The 14,380-nt window shown below is 72.3% G+C and carries 16 protein-coding genes and 1 pseudogene; 9 read left to right on the top strand and 8 right to left on the bottom strand.

Features of this window, described 5'->3' with window-relative positions; translation table 11 throughout:
* Positions 1-95 (top strand): zinc-binding dehydrogenase (locus ACFPZ3_RS06785; RefSeq protein ID WP_379513086.1); only part of this gene is annotated, 95 nt, incomplete at its 5' end.
* A gap of 18 nt (positions 96-113) precedes the next feature.
* On the opposite strand, the gene ACFPZ3_RS06780 is transcribed toward ACFPZ3_RS06785, so the two are convergent.
* The 3 genes from ACFPZ3_RS06780 to ACFPZ3_RS06770 all read right to left on the bottom strand — a co-directional run bounded on the left by ACFPZ3_RS06780 (position 114) and on the right by ACFPZ3_RS06770 (position 1,655).
* Positions 114-506, bottom strand: a complete 393-nt coding sequence (locus ACFPZ3_RS06780) for a cupin (protein ID WP_379513081.1) — start codon at positions 504-506, stop codon at positions 114-116.
* Positions 507-521: 15 nt separating this feature from the next.
* Positions 522-1,427 carry an alpha/beta hydrolase gene (locus ACFPZ3_RS06775; protein ID WP_379513080.1) on the bottom strand — a complete coding sequence of 302 codons (906 nt, stop codon included), beginning with the start codon at positions 1,425-1,427 and terminating at the stop codon, positions 522-524.
* A gap of 99 nt (positions 1,428-1,526) precedes the next feature.
* Positions 1,527-1,655 carry a hypothetical protein gene (locus ACFPZ3_RS06770; protein ID WP_379513079.1) on the bottom strand — a complete coding sequence of 43 codons (129 nt, stop codon included), beginning with the start codon at positions 1,653-1,655 and terminating at the stop codon, positions 1,527-1,529.
* Positions 1,656-1,871: 216 nt separating this feature from the next.
* Here ACFPZ3_RS06770 and ACFPZ3_RS06765 point away from each other — a divergent pair, with 216 nt between their 5' ends.
* The 3 genes from ACFPZ3_RS06765 (at position 1,872) to ACFPZ3_RS06755 (ending at position 8,072) form a co-directional block, all read left to right on the top strand.
* Positions 1,872-5,705, top strand: a complete 3,834-nt coding sequence (locus tag ACFPZ3_RS06765; RefSeq protein ID WP_379513078.1) for a Pls/PosA family non-ribosomal peptide synthetase — start codon at positions 1,872-1,874, stop codon at positions 5,703-5,705.
* Complete coding sequence (locus ACFPZ3_RS06760; protein ID WP_379513085.1) at positions 5,702-6,973, top strand: M1 family metallopeptidase; 1,272 nt, start codon at positions 5,702-5,704, stop codon at positions 6,971-6,973. The genes ACFPZ3_RS06765 and ACFPZ3_RS06760 overlap by 4 nt, the downstream gene beginning before the upstream one ends.
* 148 nt (positions 6,974-7,121) lie before the next feature.
* Complete coding sequence (locus ACFPZ3_RS06755; RefSeq protein WP_379513077.1) at positions 7,122-8,072, top strand: SGNH/GDSL hydrolase family protein; 951 nt, start codon at positions 7,122-7,124, stop codon at positions 8,070-8,072.
* A 149-nt stretch (positions 8,073-8,221) separates the two neighbouring features.
* On the opposite strand, the pseudogene ACFPZ3_RS06750 reads toward ACFPZ3_RS06755, so the two are convergent.
* The 3 genes and pseudogenes from ACFPZ3_RS06750 to ACFPZ3_RS06740 all read right to left on the bottom strand — a co-directional run.
* Positions 8,222-8,437: pseudogene (locus tag ACFPZ3_RS06750) on the bottom strand (sigma factor); the annotation flags it as partial.
* On the bottom strand, positions 8,434-8,772 hold the full coding sequence (locus ACFPZ3_RS06745) for a YciI family protein (protein ID WP_379513076.1): 339 nt from the start codon (positions 8,770-8,772) through the stop codon (positions 8,434-8,436). The gene ACFPZ3_RS06745 and the pseudogene ACFPZ3_RS06750, both read right to left, overlap by 4 nt.
* Before the next feature lie 5 nt (positions 8,773-8,777).
* Positions 8,778-9,146: a YciI family protein gene (locus ACFPZ3_RS06740; protein WP_379513075.1), complete on the bottom strand. Its 369-nt coding sequence runs from the start codon at positions 9,144-9,146 to the stop codon at positions 8,778-8,780.
* Between the two features lie 168 nt (positions 9,147-9,314).
* Here ACFPZ3_RS06740 and ACFPZ3_RS06735 point away from each other — a divergent pair, with 168 nt between their 5' ends.
* Complete coding sequence (locus ACFPZ3_RS06735; RefSeq protein WP_379513074.1) at positions 9,315-10,226, top strand: TIGR03619 family F420-dependent LLM class oxidoreductase; 912 nt, start codon at positions 9,315-9,317, stop codon at positions 10,224-10,226.
* A 3-nt stretch (positions 10,227-10,229) separates the two neighbouring features.
* Here ACFPZ3_RS06735 and ACFPZ3_RS06730 read toward each other — a convergent pair whose 3' ends face one another.
* The gene (locus tag ACFPZ3_RS06730; RefSeq protein ID WP_379513073.1) at positions 10,230-11,402 is read right to left on the bottom strand and encodes an MFS transporter; all 1,173 of its coding nucleotides are present in this window, start codon (positions 11,400-11,402) and stop codon (positions 10,230-10,232) included.
* Positions 11,403-11,499: 97 nt separating this feature from the next.
* On the opposite strand from ACFPZ3_RS06730, the gene ACFPZ3_RS06725 reads away from it, so the two are divergent.
* From ACFPZ3_RS06725 to ACFPZ3_RS06715, 3 genes are all read left to right on the top strand, one after another.
* Positions 11,500-11,817 (top strand): ArsR/SmtB family transcription factor, encoded by a 318-nt coding sequence (locus ACFPZ3_RS06725; protein ID WP_379513072.1) that lies wholly within the window; start codon positions 11,500-11,502, stop codon positions 11,815-11,817.
* Between the two features lie 115 nt (positions 11,818-11,932).
* The gene (locus ACFPZ3_RS06720) at positions 11,933-12,523 is read left to right on the top strand and encodes a VOC family protein (RefSeq protein ID WP_379513071.1); all 591 of its coding nucleotides are present in this window, start codon (positions 11,933-11,935) and stop codon (positions 12,521-12,523) included.
* A 5-nt stretch (positions 12,524-12,528) separates the two neighbouring features.
* Positions 12,529-13,626, top strand: a complete 1,098-nt coding sequence (locus tag ACFPZ3_RS06715; RefSeq protein WP_379513070.1) for a winged helix DNA-binding domain-containing protein — start codon at positions 12,529-12,531, stop codon at positions 13,624-13,626.
* Here the strand turns inward: ACFPZ3_RS06715 and ACFPZ3_RS06710 are convergent.
* The gene (locus ACFPZ3_RS06710; protein ID WP_379513069.1) at positions 13,623-14,102 is read right to left on the bottom strand and encodes a MarR family winged helix-turn-helix transcriptional regulator; all 480 of its coding nucleotides are present in this window, start codon (positions 14,100-14,102) and stop codon (positions 13,623-13,625) included. The genes ACFPZ3_RS06715 and ACFPZ3_RS06710 overlap by 4 nt on opposite strands.
* A gap of 99 nt (positions 14,103-14,201) precedes the next feature.
* On the opposite strand from ACFPZ3_RS06710, the gene ACFPZ3_RS06705 reads away from it, so the two are divergent.
* The gene (locus ACFPZ3_RS06705; RefSeq protein WP_379513068.1) at positions 14,202-14,378 is read left to right on the top strand and encodes a hypothetical protein; all 177 of its coding nucleotides are present in this window, start codon (positions 14,202-14,204) and stop codon (positions 14,376-14,378) included.
* Positions 14,379-14,380 lie beyond the last annotated feature (2 nt).

Genomic DNA, 14,380 nt, shown 5'->3' with positions numbered 1-14,380 from the left:
CGGTCGCGGCGGCGTTCGCGCTCGCCGAGGCCGCGGCCGCGCACGAACTGAGCGAAAGCCGCCACGCCCGGGGAAAGATCGTGCTGGTGAACTGATCGCGCGCCCGGCACCGCTCACGAGATCTCTTCGGCCCGCTTCTCCAGCCGGCTGCCACGCGGCAGGGTGACGGCCATGATGTTGCTGGGGATGTCCAGCTCGATGCGGTGCCACCGCCCGCGCGGGACGATGGCGGCGGTCCCGGCCGTCAGCCTGATCTCCTCCTCCTGCCCCGGCGACTCCGCACGGAGGTAGAGGCGGATCTTCCCGATGAGGCAGGACACGACCTTTTCCGCCTCGGGGTGGACCTCCCAGTGATCGGCGTGGACGTCGGCGCCGGTCTTCGCGTGGAAGGCCGTCAGCCGCCACCCGTCCTGGTCGGGATCCGTCGTCGTTCTCCCGGCGCGGATCTCGCCGTCTTGGTGAAGATGGATGGCGGACGCGAAGAGATCGATCGGGGGAGCAGTCATGGCGGAACGACCTTCCTAAGGTGTTTGGCCGGCCATGGCGCGGCGCAGGGTCGCGCCGAGTTCGGCGATCTGCCGCTGCGACACCTCGGCCGACAGGATCGCCTGGGAGCCGTGGAAGGTGCCCGGCCACTGGTGCAGCTCGACCTGCACGCCGGCCTGCAGCAGCCGCAGCGCGTAGCCGATGCCCTCATCACGCAGCGGGTCGAACTCGCCGGTGGCGATGTAGGCGGGCGGCAGGCCGGACAGGTCGGCTGCGCGGGCGGGGGCGGCGTACGGCGTGGCGGGCGCGGAGTCGCGGTAGAGCCGCCAGATCGCGGCGAGCTTGTCGCGGTACAACCAGGGCGTGTCGGTGAAGTTCCGTGCCGACCAGGTGTCCAGCCGGTCGTCGAGCCCGGGCTCGTTGAGCAGCTGGAAGCTGATCGGCGGCCCCTGCTCGTCGCGCGCCCGCAGCGCCACCGCCGCCGCCAATCCCGCGCCCGCGCTGTGACCTCCGACCGCGATCTGTCCTGGGTCGACGCCTAGCTCGGCGGCGTGTTCGGCCGTCCAGGTCAGTACGGCATAGGCGTCGTCCAGGGCGGCGGGGAAGCGATGCTCGGGGGCCAGCCGATAGTCCACCGAGATCACCACCGCGCCGGAGCCGTCAGCGACCCGGGCTGCCCAGGGGTGCTCGGTGTCCACGTCGCCCATGACGAACCCGCCGCCGTGCAGCCACACGATGGCCCCCTGCGCCTGGTCCGGCCGGTAGATCCGTACCGGCACATCCGGATCGGCGGGCACCACGCGGTCCTCGACCTCCATGCCCGCGATGTCCGGCGCCGGCTTCGCGGCGGCCCGCTCGGCGAACTCCTTGCGCGAGGTGAACGGGTCGGCCAGGTCGTCCTTGGGGAACAACGGCAGGAATGCTTCCAGTTCAGGATCCATGACGGCAATCCTGCCGGTTACCGCTCCGCAGGCCATCCGCCATCCGTCGGACATCTCACCCAGATCGCGCACCGATCGGCGCAATGAGAATGTCGCCGCTCAGTCCTTGCGATCGGCACGCGGAAGCAGCGCGTCGACGACCAGGCCGAGAAGCCGGCCGGTCTGCTCAGGAGTGGCCGCCGTGGCGACGAAGGCCGCCGGCGTCACCCTGGCCGGAATCCCGATCATCGCGCTCGACCCCGTGCTCCAGCGGCATTTCATCCAGGGAGATGACCGCCGGCGCACTGAAGTGAACGCCGATCGCACCGGAGCCGGGCGGAATAGGATCGTCCGCGGGATCCGTTGGGCCTGGGGTGGCGCGAACGCCACGGTAATGGCGGATGATTCGGATGCTGCGGCATTTGCCTCCCATGGGCACCGACCGCCTGACTCAAGGAGCAGCGTTTGCGTAGCGACTCGGTCGACTTACGGCCCCGGATCACCTCCGCGGTCTACCCCGCGGGTGTGCTGGCGCCGCCACCACGCACGCTGCTCGACATCCTCGGCGAGAGCGCGCGCCTGCACCCGGACGCGCCCGCGCTCGACGACGGCACCCTCTGCCTTGACTACCGCGCGTTGCGCGCCGAGGTGGATCGCAGGGCCGCCGGGCTCGCGGCGGCCGGGATCGGCCGGGGAGCCAGGGTGGGCGTGCGCGTCGTGTCGGGGACGGCCGAGCTGTACCTCTCCATCCTCGCGGTGCTCGCGGCCGGCGCCGCGTACGTGCCGGTCGACGCCGACGACCCCGACGAGCGCGCCGAACTGGTCTTCACCGAGGCCGGGGTGGACGCGATCATCACCGGCGAGCTGACCGTCCACGAGGCCGGCAGAAGCGACGGCGGTCCGCCCGCGCCGGACGACGACGCCTGGATCATCTTCACCTCCGGATCCACCGGCAAGCCGAAGGGCGTCGCGGTGACGCACCGCTCCGCGGCCGCGTTCGCCGACGCGGAAGCGGGACTCTTCCTGCGGGAGCGGCCCCTGGGCCCGGGAGACCGGGTGCTGGCCGGGCTCTCCGTGGCCTTCGACGCCTCGTGCGAGGAGATGTGGCTGGCCTGGCGGCACGGCGCCTGCCTGGTGCCCGCGCCCAGGGCCCTGGTGCGCACGGGGATGGACCTCGGCCCCTGGCTGGCCGAGCGGGGCATCACGGTCGTGTCGACCGTGCCGACGCTGGCCGCGCTCTGGCCGGTCGAGCACCTCGGCGGGATCCGGCTGCTCGTCTTCGGCGGGGAGGCGTGCCCTCCCGAGCTGGCCGAGCGGCTGGCCGTACCGGAGCGGGAGGTCTGGAACACCTACGGCCCCACCGAGGCGACCGTGGTGGCCTCCGCGGCGCGGCTCACCGGCGGCCAGCCCGTACGCATCGGGCTGCCCCTCGACGGATGGGACCTGGCGGTCGTCGACGCCGCGGGCGAGCCGGTGGCCATGGGGGAGACCGGCGAGCTGGTCATCGGGGGAGTGGGGCTGGCCCGCTACCTGGACCCGGCGAAGGACGCCGAGAAGTACGCGCCGTTGCCGTCGCTGAGCTGGTCGCGCGCCTATCGCAGCGGCGACCTGGTGCGGGCCGACCCCGAGGGCCTGGTGTTCGTCGGCCGGGCCGACGACCAGGTGAAGCTGGGCGGGCGCAGGATCGAGCTGGGCGAGGTGGACGCCGCGTTGCAGGCACTGCCGGGCGTCACCGGCGCGGCCGCCGCCGTCCGCACCGCGGGCGGCGGGCACCAGGTGCTCGTCGGATACGTCGTCACCGGCCCCGGCTTCGACACCGGTGAGGCACGCGACCTGCTCACCGCCTCCTTGCCCGCCGCCCTGGTGCCGCGTCTGGCGCCGGTCGCCTCGCTCCCGACCAGGACCTCGGGCAAGATCGACCGTGACGCGCTGCCCTGGCCGCTGGCCGAGCAGGCCGAACCCACGGCCGAGCTGAGCCCGGCCGAGACGCTGCTGGCCGAGCGGTGGACCGCCATCCTGGGCGTGGCGCCAGAAGGACCCGGCGCCGACTTCTTCGCCAACGGGGGCACGAGCCTGGCGGCGGCCAGGCTGGTGTCCGTGCTGCGCCCCAACTACCCGGACGTGGCGGTGGGCGACGTCTACGCGCAGCCGACGCTGGCCGGGCTGGCGCGGTTGCTGGCCACCAGAGAAGACCCCGAGCCCGCCCGGGCACCCGTGACGCCCATGCCGCGGCGGGCCGCGCTGGCGCAGGCGCTGCTCATGGTGCCGCTGCTCACCGCCGGCGCGATGCGCTGGATCGTGCCGCTGGTCGCGCTCACCAACGTGGTGGCGCCGCCATGGGCTCCGGCGCTGTCCTGGTGGTGGGTGACGCTGGGCGCGCTGGCGTTCGTCACGCCCATGGGACGGATGGGCCTGTCGGCGGCGCTGGCCCGGCTGCTGCTGCGCGGCGTACGTCCAGGCGACCATCCGCGCGGCGGCGGCGTCCACCTGAGATTGTGGTTCGCCGAGCAGTTCGCGGTCAGGCTCGGCGTTCCCGACCTGGCCAGCGCGCCCTGGATGACCTGGTACGCCCGCCTGCTCGGCGCCCAGGTGGGCGCGGACGCCGACCTGCACTCGCCCCCGCCCGTCACCGGCCTGCTCAAGGTGGGCAGGGGCGCGTCGGTCGAGCAGGAGGTCGACCTCAGCGGCCACTGGTACGACGGCGACGTGCTGCGCGTCGGCGAGATCAGGATCGGCGCCGGAGCCACCGTCGGCTCCCGCTCGACCCTGCTGCCCGGCGCGAAGATCGGGAAGAACTCCCAGGTGGCGCCCGGATCGGCGGTCGCCGGCGCCGTCCCGTCAGGCGAGCTCTGGGCCGGCGTGCCGGCCTTCAGACAGGGCAAGTCGCGCAAACCGGGAGAGCGCGCCGCACGGTCCCGCTTCTGGGCGGCCATGTACGGCGTGACCGCCTTCGCACTCAGCCTGCTTCCGGTCGTCGCGGCCGGAACCGGCCTGGCGGTCCTGGCCGTGTTCGCCCGCGACGCGCGCACGCTCGGCCAGGCGCTCACGGCCGCCCTGCCCGGCGTGCCCGCGGCGACGATCGCGGGCATGGCCGCCTTCGCCCTGCTCACGCTGGCCAGCGTGCGGCTGCTCGGCCTGGGCCTGCACCCAGGCCACCACCCGGTGCACAGCCGCCAGGCCTGGCAGGCCTGGGCGACGGGACGGCTGATGGCCTCGGCCAGGGTCTGGCTCTTCCCCCTGTACGCGAGCGTCCTGACCCCCGCGTGGTTGCGGGCGCTCGGCATGAAGGTGGGCCGGGGCGTCGAACTGTCCACGGTCCTCGCCCTGCCCACGATGACGACGGTCGGCGACGGGGCCTTCCTGGCCGACGACACGATGCTCGCCCCGTACGAGCTCGACGGCGGCTGGATGCGCATCGCGACGGCGCGGATCGGCAAGCGCGCCTTCCTCGGCAACTCGGGGATGACCGCCCCGGGCCGTAAGGTGCCGAAGGACGGCCTGGTGGGCGTGTTGTCCGCGACGCCGAAGAAGGCCAAGTCCGGCTCGTCGTACGTGGGCATGCCGCCCATGAAGCTGCGCCGCACCGCGGCGGAGGGCGACAGGAACCGCACCTATGACCCGCCCGCGCGCTACAAGGCGGCACGGGCGCTCGTCGAGGCGTTCCGCGTGGTGCCCGCCATGTGCGCGGTCGCGCTGGCCGTCCTGGTCGCCGCCGCGTTCGAGGCCCTCGCGGCCCGCTACGGCTTCGCCGCGGCGCTCGCCCTGAGCGGCGTGGTCATGGCGGCCGCCGGCGTGGTCGCGGCGGCGCTCGCCACGGCCGCCAAGTGGGCGCTGGTCGGCCGGATCAGGACCGGCAACCGGCCGCTGTGGAGCTCGTTCGTGTGGCGCAACGAGCTGGCGGACAACTTCGTCGAAGTGCTGGCGGGCCCCTGGTTCGCGCAGCCGTGGCTCGGAACCGCGCCGCTGAACGTGTGGCTGCGCTCGCTCGGGGCACGCATTGGACATGGGGTCACGTGTGACACGTACTGGCTGCCCGAGGCGGACCTGGTGACCCTGGGCGACGGCGCGTGCGTCAACCGGGGCTGCGTCCTGCAGACGCATCTCTTCCACGACCGGGTCATGAGCATGGACGCGGTGACACTCGAGGCCGGCGCGACGCTGGGCCCGCACGGCGTGGTGCTGCCGGCGGCACGCGTGGGCACCGACACCACGATCGGGCCCGCCTCCCTGGTCATGCGCGGCGAGAGCGTGCCGGCCCGCACCCGATGGTTCGGCAACCCCATCTCGGCGTGGCGATGACCCCGTACTTCCCCGGGCACGGCGATCACCGCTACGGCGTCTCGCACTACGACCTGAGGCTGGCCTATCGCGTCCCGGCCAACCGGCTCGACGGCACGGCCCGGCTGACGGTGTCGGCCGCCGACGCGCTCAGCGTGCTCGACCTGGACTTCGGCAAGTTCCGGGTCGCGGGCGTCACGGTGGACGGCGTCCCCGCCCGATACGCGCACGGCCAGGGCAAGCTGCGCGTGACGCTCCCCAGGGTGCTGCCCAGGGGGGAGCGGGCCGGGGTCGAGGTGCGCTATTCGGGCAACCCCACACCCGTGCCGAGCCCGTGGGGCGGGCTGGGCTGGGAGGAGCTGACCGACGGCGCGCTCGTCGCCGGCCAGCCGATCGGCGCGCCCTCCTGGTTCCCCTGCAACGACCGGCCGGGGGACAAGGCGTCGTACCGGATCTCCGTGACGACCGCGTCGCCGTACCAGGTGATCGCCAACGGCGTGCTCGTGGCCAGACGGCGTGGCGCCGGGAGCACGACGTGGATCTATGACCAGGCCGAACCCATGGCGAGCTATCTGGCGAGCGTGCAGATCGGGCGCTACCAGCTCTCCGAGTCCGGCGAGTCCCGGCTGGCCCACCCGGCGCGGCTGGCCACCCGCGTGCGGCACGACTTCGCCCGGCAGGGCGAGATGATGGCCCTGTTCGGCGACCTGTTCGGGCCCTATCCGTTCACCGGTTACACCGTGGTCGTGGCCGACGACGACCTGGAGATCCCGGTCGAGGCCCAGGGCATGTCGATCTTCGGCAGGAACCATGTCGACGGCGTACGCGGCTGCGAGCGGCTCGTCGCGCACGAGCTGGCGCACCAGTGGTTCGGCAACAGCCTCACCGTGGCCTGCTGGCGCGACATCTGGCTGCAGGAGGGCTTCGCGACCTACGCCGAGTGGCTCTGGTCGGAGGCGTCGGGCGGCGCGCCCGCCGTCGACCACGCCCGCCGCTGGCACCAGCGGCTCACCCTGGCCCCGCAGGACTTCGTCCTGGCCGATCCCGGCGCGTCGGCGCTGTTCGACGACCGCGTCTACAAGCGCGGGGCGCTGACCCTGCACGCGTTGCGCGCGGCCATGGGCGACGAGGCGTTCTTCTCCGCCCTGCGCGCCTGGACCGACGAGCACCGGCACGGCGTCGTCACCACCCCGGAGTTCGCCGGGCACGTCCAGCGGCACACCTCGCGATCGGTCGGACCGCTGCTGTCGGCCTGGCTGCACGACAAGCCGCTTCCTGCCCTGCGCTGATCACGGTCAGAGCCCGGTTCCCGTCGCGGGCGTCCTCCGTGGGGAGGCATCGACGGTACGCCGCAGGGCTGACGCTCCGGCCTGGCCGCCGCGACACGATGTCCGGTGTCCTTGACGCCCGGATGGATGCGACAGGCAAGCCCTAGGCGTGACCGGCGTCCCGGACCAGGGTCCCGGCGAGGGCGACGGGAGGGTCACCCATCTCGAGGACCAGACCGTGCGGCAGGTGGTGCACACCAGCGTCGGCGGTGACGCCCTCACGTTGCGGCTGTCCAACGAGCACGGCGACAAGGCGCTGCGCTTGGGCGCGGTGCACGTGGCCGCGGGCACCGGGGGAACCGACATCGACCCCGCCAGTGACCGGGAAGTGACCTTCGGCGGCAGGCGGGTCGTGACGCTCCCTGCGGGCGCGCGGATCGTGAGCGATCCCGTCGAGCTGGACGTGCCGCCGGACGCCGACCTCGTGGTCAGCCTCTACCTGCCAGAACGCACCGAAGTCACCACCGTTCACCGCTACGCGCTGCAAGTGAACGCCGTCGCGGACGGCGATGTCACAGGGGACAGGACGGTGACGCCGGTCGCCGCTCCTGACCACTGGATGTTCCTGTCCGGAGTGAACGTCCGGGCCCTCCCTCGAACCTCGGCCGTCGTGGCCCTGGGCGACTCTGTCTCCGACGGCGTCGCGACGACGGCGGGCGCCAACCACCGCTGGCCCGACCTGCTCTCCGACCGGATGCGTGCCGACCGCCGCACCCCCGACCTGGGCGTCGCCAACGCCGGCATCGCCGGCAACCGGCTGCTGCACGACCCGAACCCGCCCGCGGGGCAACCCGTCGAGGCCTACGCCGCGTACTTCGGGCCCTCGGCACTGCGCCGGTTCCCGGGCGACGTGCTGGGCCAGGCCGGCGCCGAGCACGTGATCGTCCTGCTGGGGACGAACGACCTGGGCCAGCCCGGCCTGTCCGCCGCGGTGGCGGAGACCGTCACGGCCGAGCAGCTCCGACTGCGCCCCGCGTACGACAGCGGGGACCACGTCCATCCCAACGACGCCGGCGCCCAGGCCATGGCCGCGGCGGTGCCCCTGCGCCTCTTTCGCTGACGCCCGGCCGTCATCGGTCCAGCCGGTCTGCCCTGTCCCGCAGGTAGCGCTGTTCGGGGAGGCTGATGGTACGCCGGGCCGCGAGCCGGTAGTTCTCCGGCTGCGGTCCTGCTCCGCCAGCGGTACGAGGGTGCCGTCTGCTCGCTGCGTACCTGATCGACCAGGCGGCGGGAGGCGACGGTGGCCAGCCAGGACCGCGGGTTGTCCGGGACGCCTCCGGCGGGCCACTGCCTCGCCGCGGCGAGCAACGCCTCCTGGACCGCGTCCTCGCACTCCTCGAACCCGCGGTAGCGGCGCAGCAGCCCGCCGAGGACCTGCGGCGCCAGTTCGCGCAGCAGGTCCTCGAGGTGTTCCGACGTGCTCACATCTCCATCCCGGCCGAGTCCATCAGCGGCCACACCTCCACGCCGCCGGCCTGACCGCCGGCCATGAGGGCGGCCAGTTCGACGGCGCGCTCCCGGCTCTCGCAGTCGAGGAGGTACTGGCCGGCGACATGGTGCGGGGCCCGCAGGTACGGGCCCTCGCACACCTCCACGACGCCGCCCAGAACACGGACGACGGCGCTGATGGACGGGTCGGCGAACACGTGAGCGCTGATCAGCTCCCCCGATCGCCCGGCCGCGGCCAGGATCCGCTCGTGGTCGAGCCCTTCCCCCGGCAGGGCCGCCGCGCTCAGGTAGACGTTCAGCAGGAACTTCACCGTGCTCAGCCGGCGGCCGTGCCCATGAAGACCACCGGCCGCACCTCGATGCCGAGGCCCTCCACGCCGGCGTCGGGAATGAGCGCGGCCAGCTCCAGAGCGCGTTCCCTGCTGTCGCATTCCACCAGGTAATAGCCGCCGAGGTACTCCTTGGCCTCAAGGTATGGCCCGTCCGTCACCGCCGGGAGGCCACCCCGGACCCTCACCACCGCGCTCTGCGACGGGTCGGCCAGCGCGGTGGTGCTGATCATCTCTCCGGACTTGGTGATGGCCTCCATGAACGGTCCGTGGCCGCTCATCACCTCGTTGCGCTTCTCCTCGGTCAGCGCGTCCCAGATCCGCGGGTTCGCATGCATGATCAACAGGAATTTCACGTTGTCTCCCTCGATGGTCGGGCGGCGCCACGTCGGCGCCGTTCACCATGAAGTCGGAGCCGGTGTCGAATACTTGCGGTGCCGGACGCAAAAATCCTTCGGCTGTTCCGACCTCTCTACGGAAGGGGCACCTGACCTGGGTGTTCCCCGGTCAACGGGAGTATAGAGATGAGTTTTCCGCGCATCGGAGTCAGCCTGCCGTACGTCGGCCCGCACGCCGGCCCCGACGCCGTCGTCACCGTGGCCCAGGCGGCCGAACGGCTCGGATTCCACGCCGTGTCCGTCAGCGACCGGCTGCTGATCCCCGCAGGACCGCAGTGGGACAACGACGCGGGCGTGCCCGAGTTCCACGTCTGGGACTCACTGGGGGTGCTGACGTGGGCGGCCGCGCACACCCGGCGCATCCGCGTGAGCACCAGCATCCTGAACACGATCTTTCACTCGCCCGCCGTCCTGGCCCGCAGCCTGGCCACGCTCGACCAGTTGTCCAAGGGACGGCTGGACGTCGGCATCGGGCAGGGCGGCGGCACCCGGTTGCCGCCGTTCTACATCCCCGAGGAGTTCACCGCGGCCGGAGTGCCCGCCGGCCGCAGAGGCGCCGGATTCGTCGAGCACACGGCCGCGATGCGCGCCTGCTGGGCCCCGGACCCCGTCGAGTTCCACGGCGAGTACTACTGGATCCCGCCGTCCAAGGTCGGCCCGAAGCCGTGGGGCGGCACCATCCCCCTGTTCGTGGGCGCGATCACCCGCCCCACAATCGAACGAGCCGCCCGCATCGGCGACGGCTTCATCACCGTCGCCGTCGACTGGGAGGACACCCGCACCAAGCTCCGCTGGTACCGGGACGCCGGCGGCACCGGCACCGCGGTGGTGAACGCCATCCCGGCCCGTCCTGGCGCCCCGATCTCCCCGGGCGCCTTCACCGACGCCGTACTGGCCGACCTCGACCGCCTCGTGGCCGTCGGCGCCGACGAGACGCACATCGCGCTCCACCTCCTGGACGCCGACCCGGAGCAGCAGGTCGAACTGCTGGAGGCGCTGGCGGCCAAGCTCGGCCGGCCCTCGGCGGCGACCGCCTGACGGCTATGCCCTGCTGGGCACCTCCCCCGGCGAGGGGGCAGGCGCCGCCTTCTGGCGGATGAGCAACGTGCCCAGCAGGGCGAGCAGGTACACGGCGCCGGCGAGCAGGGGCACCGCGGTCACGCCGAGCGTGGCGAGCGTCACGCCGCCCAGCCCGCCGCCCACGGACATGCCCAGGTAGAGCGCGGTGCTGTTCAGGCTGAGCAGGAGGGTGCCCGCCTCCGGCGCCGCGGCCATCAGCCGCCACTGCTGGGCGGGGACGATCCCGGCGGCGGCCAGGCCCACCAGCCCGATGACGGCGCCGGCCAGAACGGGATCGTGCGCGAGCAGCAGCGCTGGGGTGCCCACCAGCGCCGCGCACAGAGCGATCAGCAGAATCCGCCGCCCGCCGTACGCGTCGATGGTCCGCCCTGTCACGGCCGTCCCCGCCAGACTCGCCGCGCCGGAGACCAGCAGCACGAGCGTGAGCCCGCGCCCGCTGATGCCCGCCGTCTCGGCCAGCAGCGGCGCCAGGTAGGTCATCAGCGCGTAGGCGCCTGCCATGGTCACGGCCGTCACCCCGAGCACGCCCGCGATCCGCGGCTGTGCCGCCATCGCGATCCGCTCGCGCAGCGAAAGCGTCACGGGCAGGTGGATCGACGGCAGGAAGAAGGCCACTCCGGCGGCGGCGAGCAGGCCGAGCGCCACGATCATCCAGAACACGCCGCGGGGCCCCAGCTCCTGCGCCACCAAGGTCCCGAACGGCACCCCGATCAGCCCGGCGGCGCTGAGCCCGCCCATGACCAGGGCCAGCGCCCGCCCCGACCGCTCGGGCGGGCTGAGGATCACGGCGGCTCCTGAGGCGTTCGGCAGGTAGAGCGCCGCTCCGAGCGCGGCGATCACCCGTGAGGCCATCATCAGCCAGTACGTGGGCGCGACCGCCGACAACGCGTTCCCCGCGGTGAACACGAGCAGTGTTACGGCCAGCAGCCGCCTTCTGTCGATGTGGCCGGTCATGGACGTCAGCACGGGCGCGGCGATGGCGTACACCAGCGTGAACGCCGTGACGAGCTGCCCGGCGGCGGCCACGGAGACGTCCAGGTCGGCGGCCAGTTCGGGGAGGATCGGAGCGACCACGAACCCGTCCACCCCGATGGCGAAGGCGGCCACGGCCAGGATGAAGAGCCTGGGGGACATACAACTCCTTCGATAGTTCCAATATCTTCGAACAAGGAGCAAAGCATGCCGCGAGGCTTATTTCAATAGTTCTCGAACTTTCGTATAAGGTGGGGGCATGAGAGAGCTGAGCCAGCCCGCCAGGGACGACATCGACCTGAGCAACGTCCTGTTCGCCCTGGCCGATCCGGTCCGGCGGCTGCTCATCGCCCGCCTGGCCGAGGGCGGGGAGTGCGGGACGACGCAGTGCGCGGGTGAGGACATGGCCGCCTCCACGGCCTCCCACCACTTCAAGGTGCTGCGTGAGGCGGGCGTGACGAGCACGCGCCGCGACGGCACCCGCCGCCTGGTCTCACTGCGCCGCGCCGACCTCGACTCGCGCTTCCCCGGCCTTCTCGACGTCATACTCGACGCCGACGACGCATCGGCCAGCTGAACGTCTTCGGGCCGCCGCGAGAAGCGGCCACAACCTGGCCTCTTCCCCTGTGATTGTTGTCTCGCGCCGGACGACGGCGTTCGGAAAACGATGATCGAAGGTCAGGAGCCAGAAGATGGCGGTCAAGTCCGTTGCCCATCTGAACTTCCGCGGCGACGCCCGCGCGGCGCTCGAGTTCTACCAGTCCGTGTTCGGTGGTGACCTCGCCGCCGTCACCTACAAGGACGCCGGTAACCTGCGGGATCCCGCCCAGGCGGACCAGGTGATGTGGGGCCAGGTGCTCGCCGGCGACGGGTTCCACGTGATGGCGTACGACGTGCCCGCGCACATGCCGTGGAACCGGGGCGAGAACTCGTTCTTCCTCTCCATCCGCGGCGAGACCGCGGCGGAGATCACCGCGTACTGGGAGAAGCTGTCCGTGGGCGCCACCGTCGCGCAGCCGCTGGCGCCCGCGCAGTGGGCCCCGCTCTACGGAATGCTCACGGACCGCCACCCCGACCTGCGGACCGACATCGAGGAGATCCTCTCCGCGCTGACCGACCTGACGCGCGAGGGGAAGGTGCGCGCCATCGGAACCTCCAACGTCCCCGCCTCGGACCTCGTCGAGGCCCAGTGGGTGGCCGGAATGTCCGTGTCCTACGACCCGCCGGCCATCACCCGATCGGCGCTGCGCCGGCGAGTGGCTGGCGAGCGGGCCGCGGCGTGACCCCGATGACCGTTCTCGACACCCGGGCGCTCAACCGCGCGACGCTCGCCCGGCAGTTGCTGCTCGATCACGCCGGCGTACCGGCGCTCGACGCCGTCGCGCATCTGTGCGGGCTGCAGGCGCAGGAGCCGCAGGAGCCGTTCGTGGGGCTCTGGTCGCGGCTGCGCGCGTTCGACCCGGCGATGCTCTCCGACCTGCTGACGGGGCGTCATGTGGTGCGGACCCACCTCATGCGCCGCACCGTCCACCTCCTGACCGCCGATGACGTCGTGGCCTGGCGGGCGCGCTACGACGTCATGCTGCGCCAGCGGGTCCTGGGGACCTACCGTCGCGAGCTGGCCGGTGTGGACCTCGACGAGCTCGCGGCGGCCGGGCGGGCGGTGATGGCCGACGACGAGCCCCGTTCGATGAGCGAGATCGCGCGGGCGGTGGCCGGGCGCTGGCCGGAGCCGGGGACGCGGGCGCTGGGCGAGATGTTGCTCGCCGCGCTCCTGCCGGTGGTGCAACTGCCGCCGCGTGGGTTGTGGCGCACGAAGGCGCGGGTACGCAACGCCAGGCTCTCCTCCTGGCTGGGACGCGAGATCGACCCGCCGGCCCAGGACGGCTCCGATCCGGTCGGCCAGGCGCTCGTGCGCCGCTACCTGGCCGCGTTCGGCCCCGCCGCCACGGCAGACCTGCGCGCCTGGAGCGGCCTGACCGGGCTCCCGGCCGCGGTCGCCGCGATCCGCGAGGAGCTGGTCACCTTCCGCGACGAACGCGGCCGGGAACTGCTCGACCTGCCAGGCGCGCCGCGCCCCGACCCCGGCACCCCCGCCCCGGTACGGTTCCTGCCGGCGTTCGACAACGCCATCCTCGGCTACCACGACCGCAGCCGGATCATCGACGACGCCCACCGTGGCCTGTCGGTCACCGGCGCCCGCGTCGTCCTGGTCGACGGCCGGGTCTCCGCGACCTGGACCGCCGAGGCCGGCGCCGTGACGGTCACCCCGCTGCGCGGCCTCTCCCCGGCAGAGCGCACCGCCGTGGCCGAGCAGGGAGGGGCGCTGGCGTCTTTCCTGTCCGACGGCGACAGCGACCGGGTGCGGATCGCGGCGGAACCTTAGGCCGTCTCGTCCTGCGGCTTGGGGTCGTCGGCGTGATGCGCCGCCGAGATCACCCGCATCAGCGACCGGTGCAGGTTCTCGAGTTCTTCGATGTCCATGCCGAGCCGGGCGACGATGGCGGGGGGAATCTTCTCCGCCTCTGCCCTGAGCTTCCGGCCGGCGGGGGTGAGGGTGACGGCCAGGGCACGTTCGTCCTTGCTGTTGCGCCCACGGTCGATGTAGCCGAGGGCCTGGAGCCGCTTGAGCAGCGGGGAGAGCGTGCCGGGGTCGAGCTGGAGCAGCTCTCCCAGCTCCTTGACCGACAGCGGCTCGTTTTCCCAGAGCGCGAGCATGACCAGGTATTGCGGGTGGGTCAGCCCCATCGGTTGCAGCAGCGGCCGATAGAGGCCGATCACGCTGCGTGAGGCGACGCTGAGGGCGAAGCACACCTGCCGGTCCAGCGCCAAGAGATCTGTTGCCTGTCTCACAGTCTCCATGTCCGTACGCCTCCGACGTCTCTGGTAAATTACTTGGTGTACAAACCATTAGCCTACCAATAGATGCCACGCAAAGCGTACTGCGGAGAGGGACGTCTCATGTTTCACCGCAAGCCGATCGAGGAGCGCATCGCCGAGCGTGTGGCGAAACTGCCCCCGTTGAAGGAGGGCAAGCACTTCGAGCACGGCCCGGCCAAGTTCGTGTTCGTCACGCTGATCACCGCGGTGGTGCTCATGCACGTCGTCGGGCTGGCCATCGTCATGCACTTCGCCTGAGA

It is taken from the genome of Nonomuraea insulae (assembly GCF_042656245.1).
The sequence above is the reverse complement of the archived record's forward strand: the minus strand, read 5'-3'. Positions and strand labels throughout refer to the sequence as shown.

What these genes read in the sequence shown, in the direction of transcription:
- ACFPZ3_RS06730 (WP_379513073.1), bottom strand. Translation starts at nt 11,402, where the DNA reads ATGTCCCCCAGGCTCTTCATCCTGGCCGTGGCCGCCTTCGCCATCGGG.
- ACFPZ3_RS06715 (WP_379513070.1), top strand. Translation starts at nt 12,529, where the DNA reads ATGACCGTTCTCGACACCCGGGCGCTCAACCGCGCGACGCTCGCCCGG.
- ACFPZ3_RS06775 (WP_379513080.1), bottom strand. Translation starts at nt 1,427, where the DNA reads ATGGATCCTGAACTGGAAGCATTCCTGCCGTTGTTCCCCAAGGACGAC.
- ACFPZ3_RS06720 (WP_379513071.1), top strand. Translation starts at nt 11,933, where the DNA reads ATGGCGGTCAAGTCCGTTGCCCATCTGAACTTCCGCGGCGACGCCCGC.
- ACFPZ3_RS06735 (WP_379513074.1), top strand. Translation starts at nt 9,315, where the DNA reads ATGAGTTTTCCGCGCATCGGAGTCAGCCTGCCGTACGTCGGCCCGCAC.
- ACFPZ3_RS06705 (WP_379513068.1), top strand. Translation starts at nt 14,202, where the DNA reads ATGTTTCACCGCAAGCCGATCGAGGAGCGCATCGCCGAGCGTGTGGCG.
- ACFPZ3_RS06760 (WP_379513085.1), top strand. Translation starts at nt 5,702, where the DNA reads ATGACCCCGTACTTCCCCGGGCACGGCGATCACCGCTACGGCGTCTCG.
- ACFPZ3_RS06770 (WP_379513079.1), bottom strand. Translation starts at nt 1,655, where the DNA reads ATGATCGGGATTCCGGCCAGGGTGACGCCGGCGGCCTTCGTCGCCACG.
- ACFPZ3_RS06780 (WP_379513081.1), bottom strand. Translation starts at nt 506, where the DNA reads ATGACTGCTCCCCCGATCGATCTCTTCGCGTCCGCCATCCATCTTCAC.
- ACFPZ3_RS06710 (WP_379513069.1), bottom strand. Translation starts at nt 14,102, where the DNA reads ATGGAGACTGTGAGACAGGCAACAGATCTCTTGGCGCTGGACCGGCAG.
- ACFPZ3_RS06725 (WP_379513072.1), top strand. Translation starts at nt 11,500, where the DNA reads ATGAGAGAGCTGAGCCAGCCCGCCAGGGACGACATCGACCTGAGCAAC.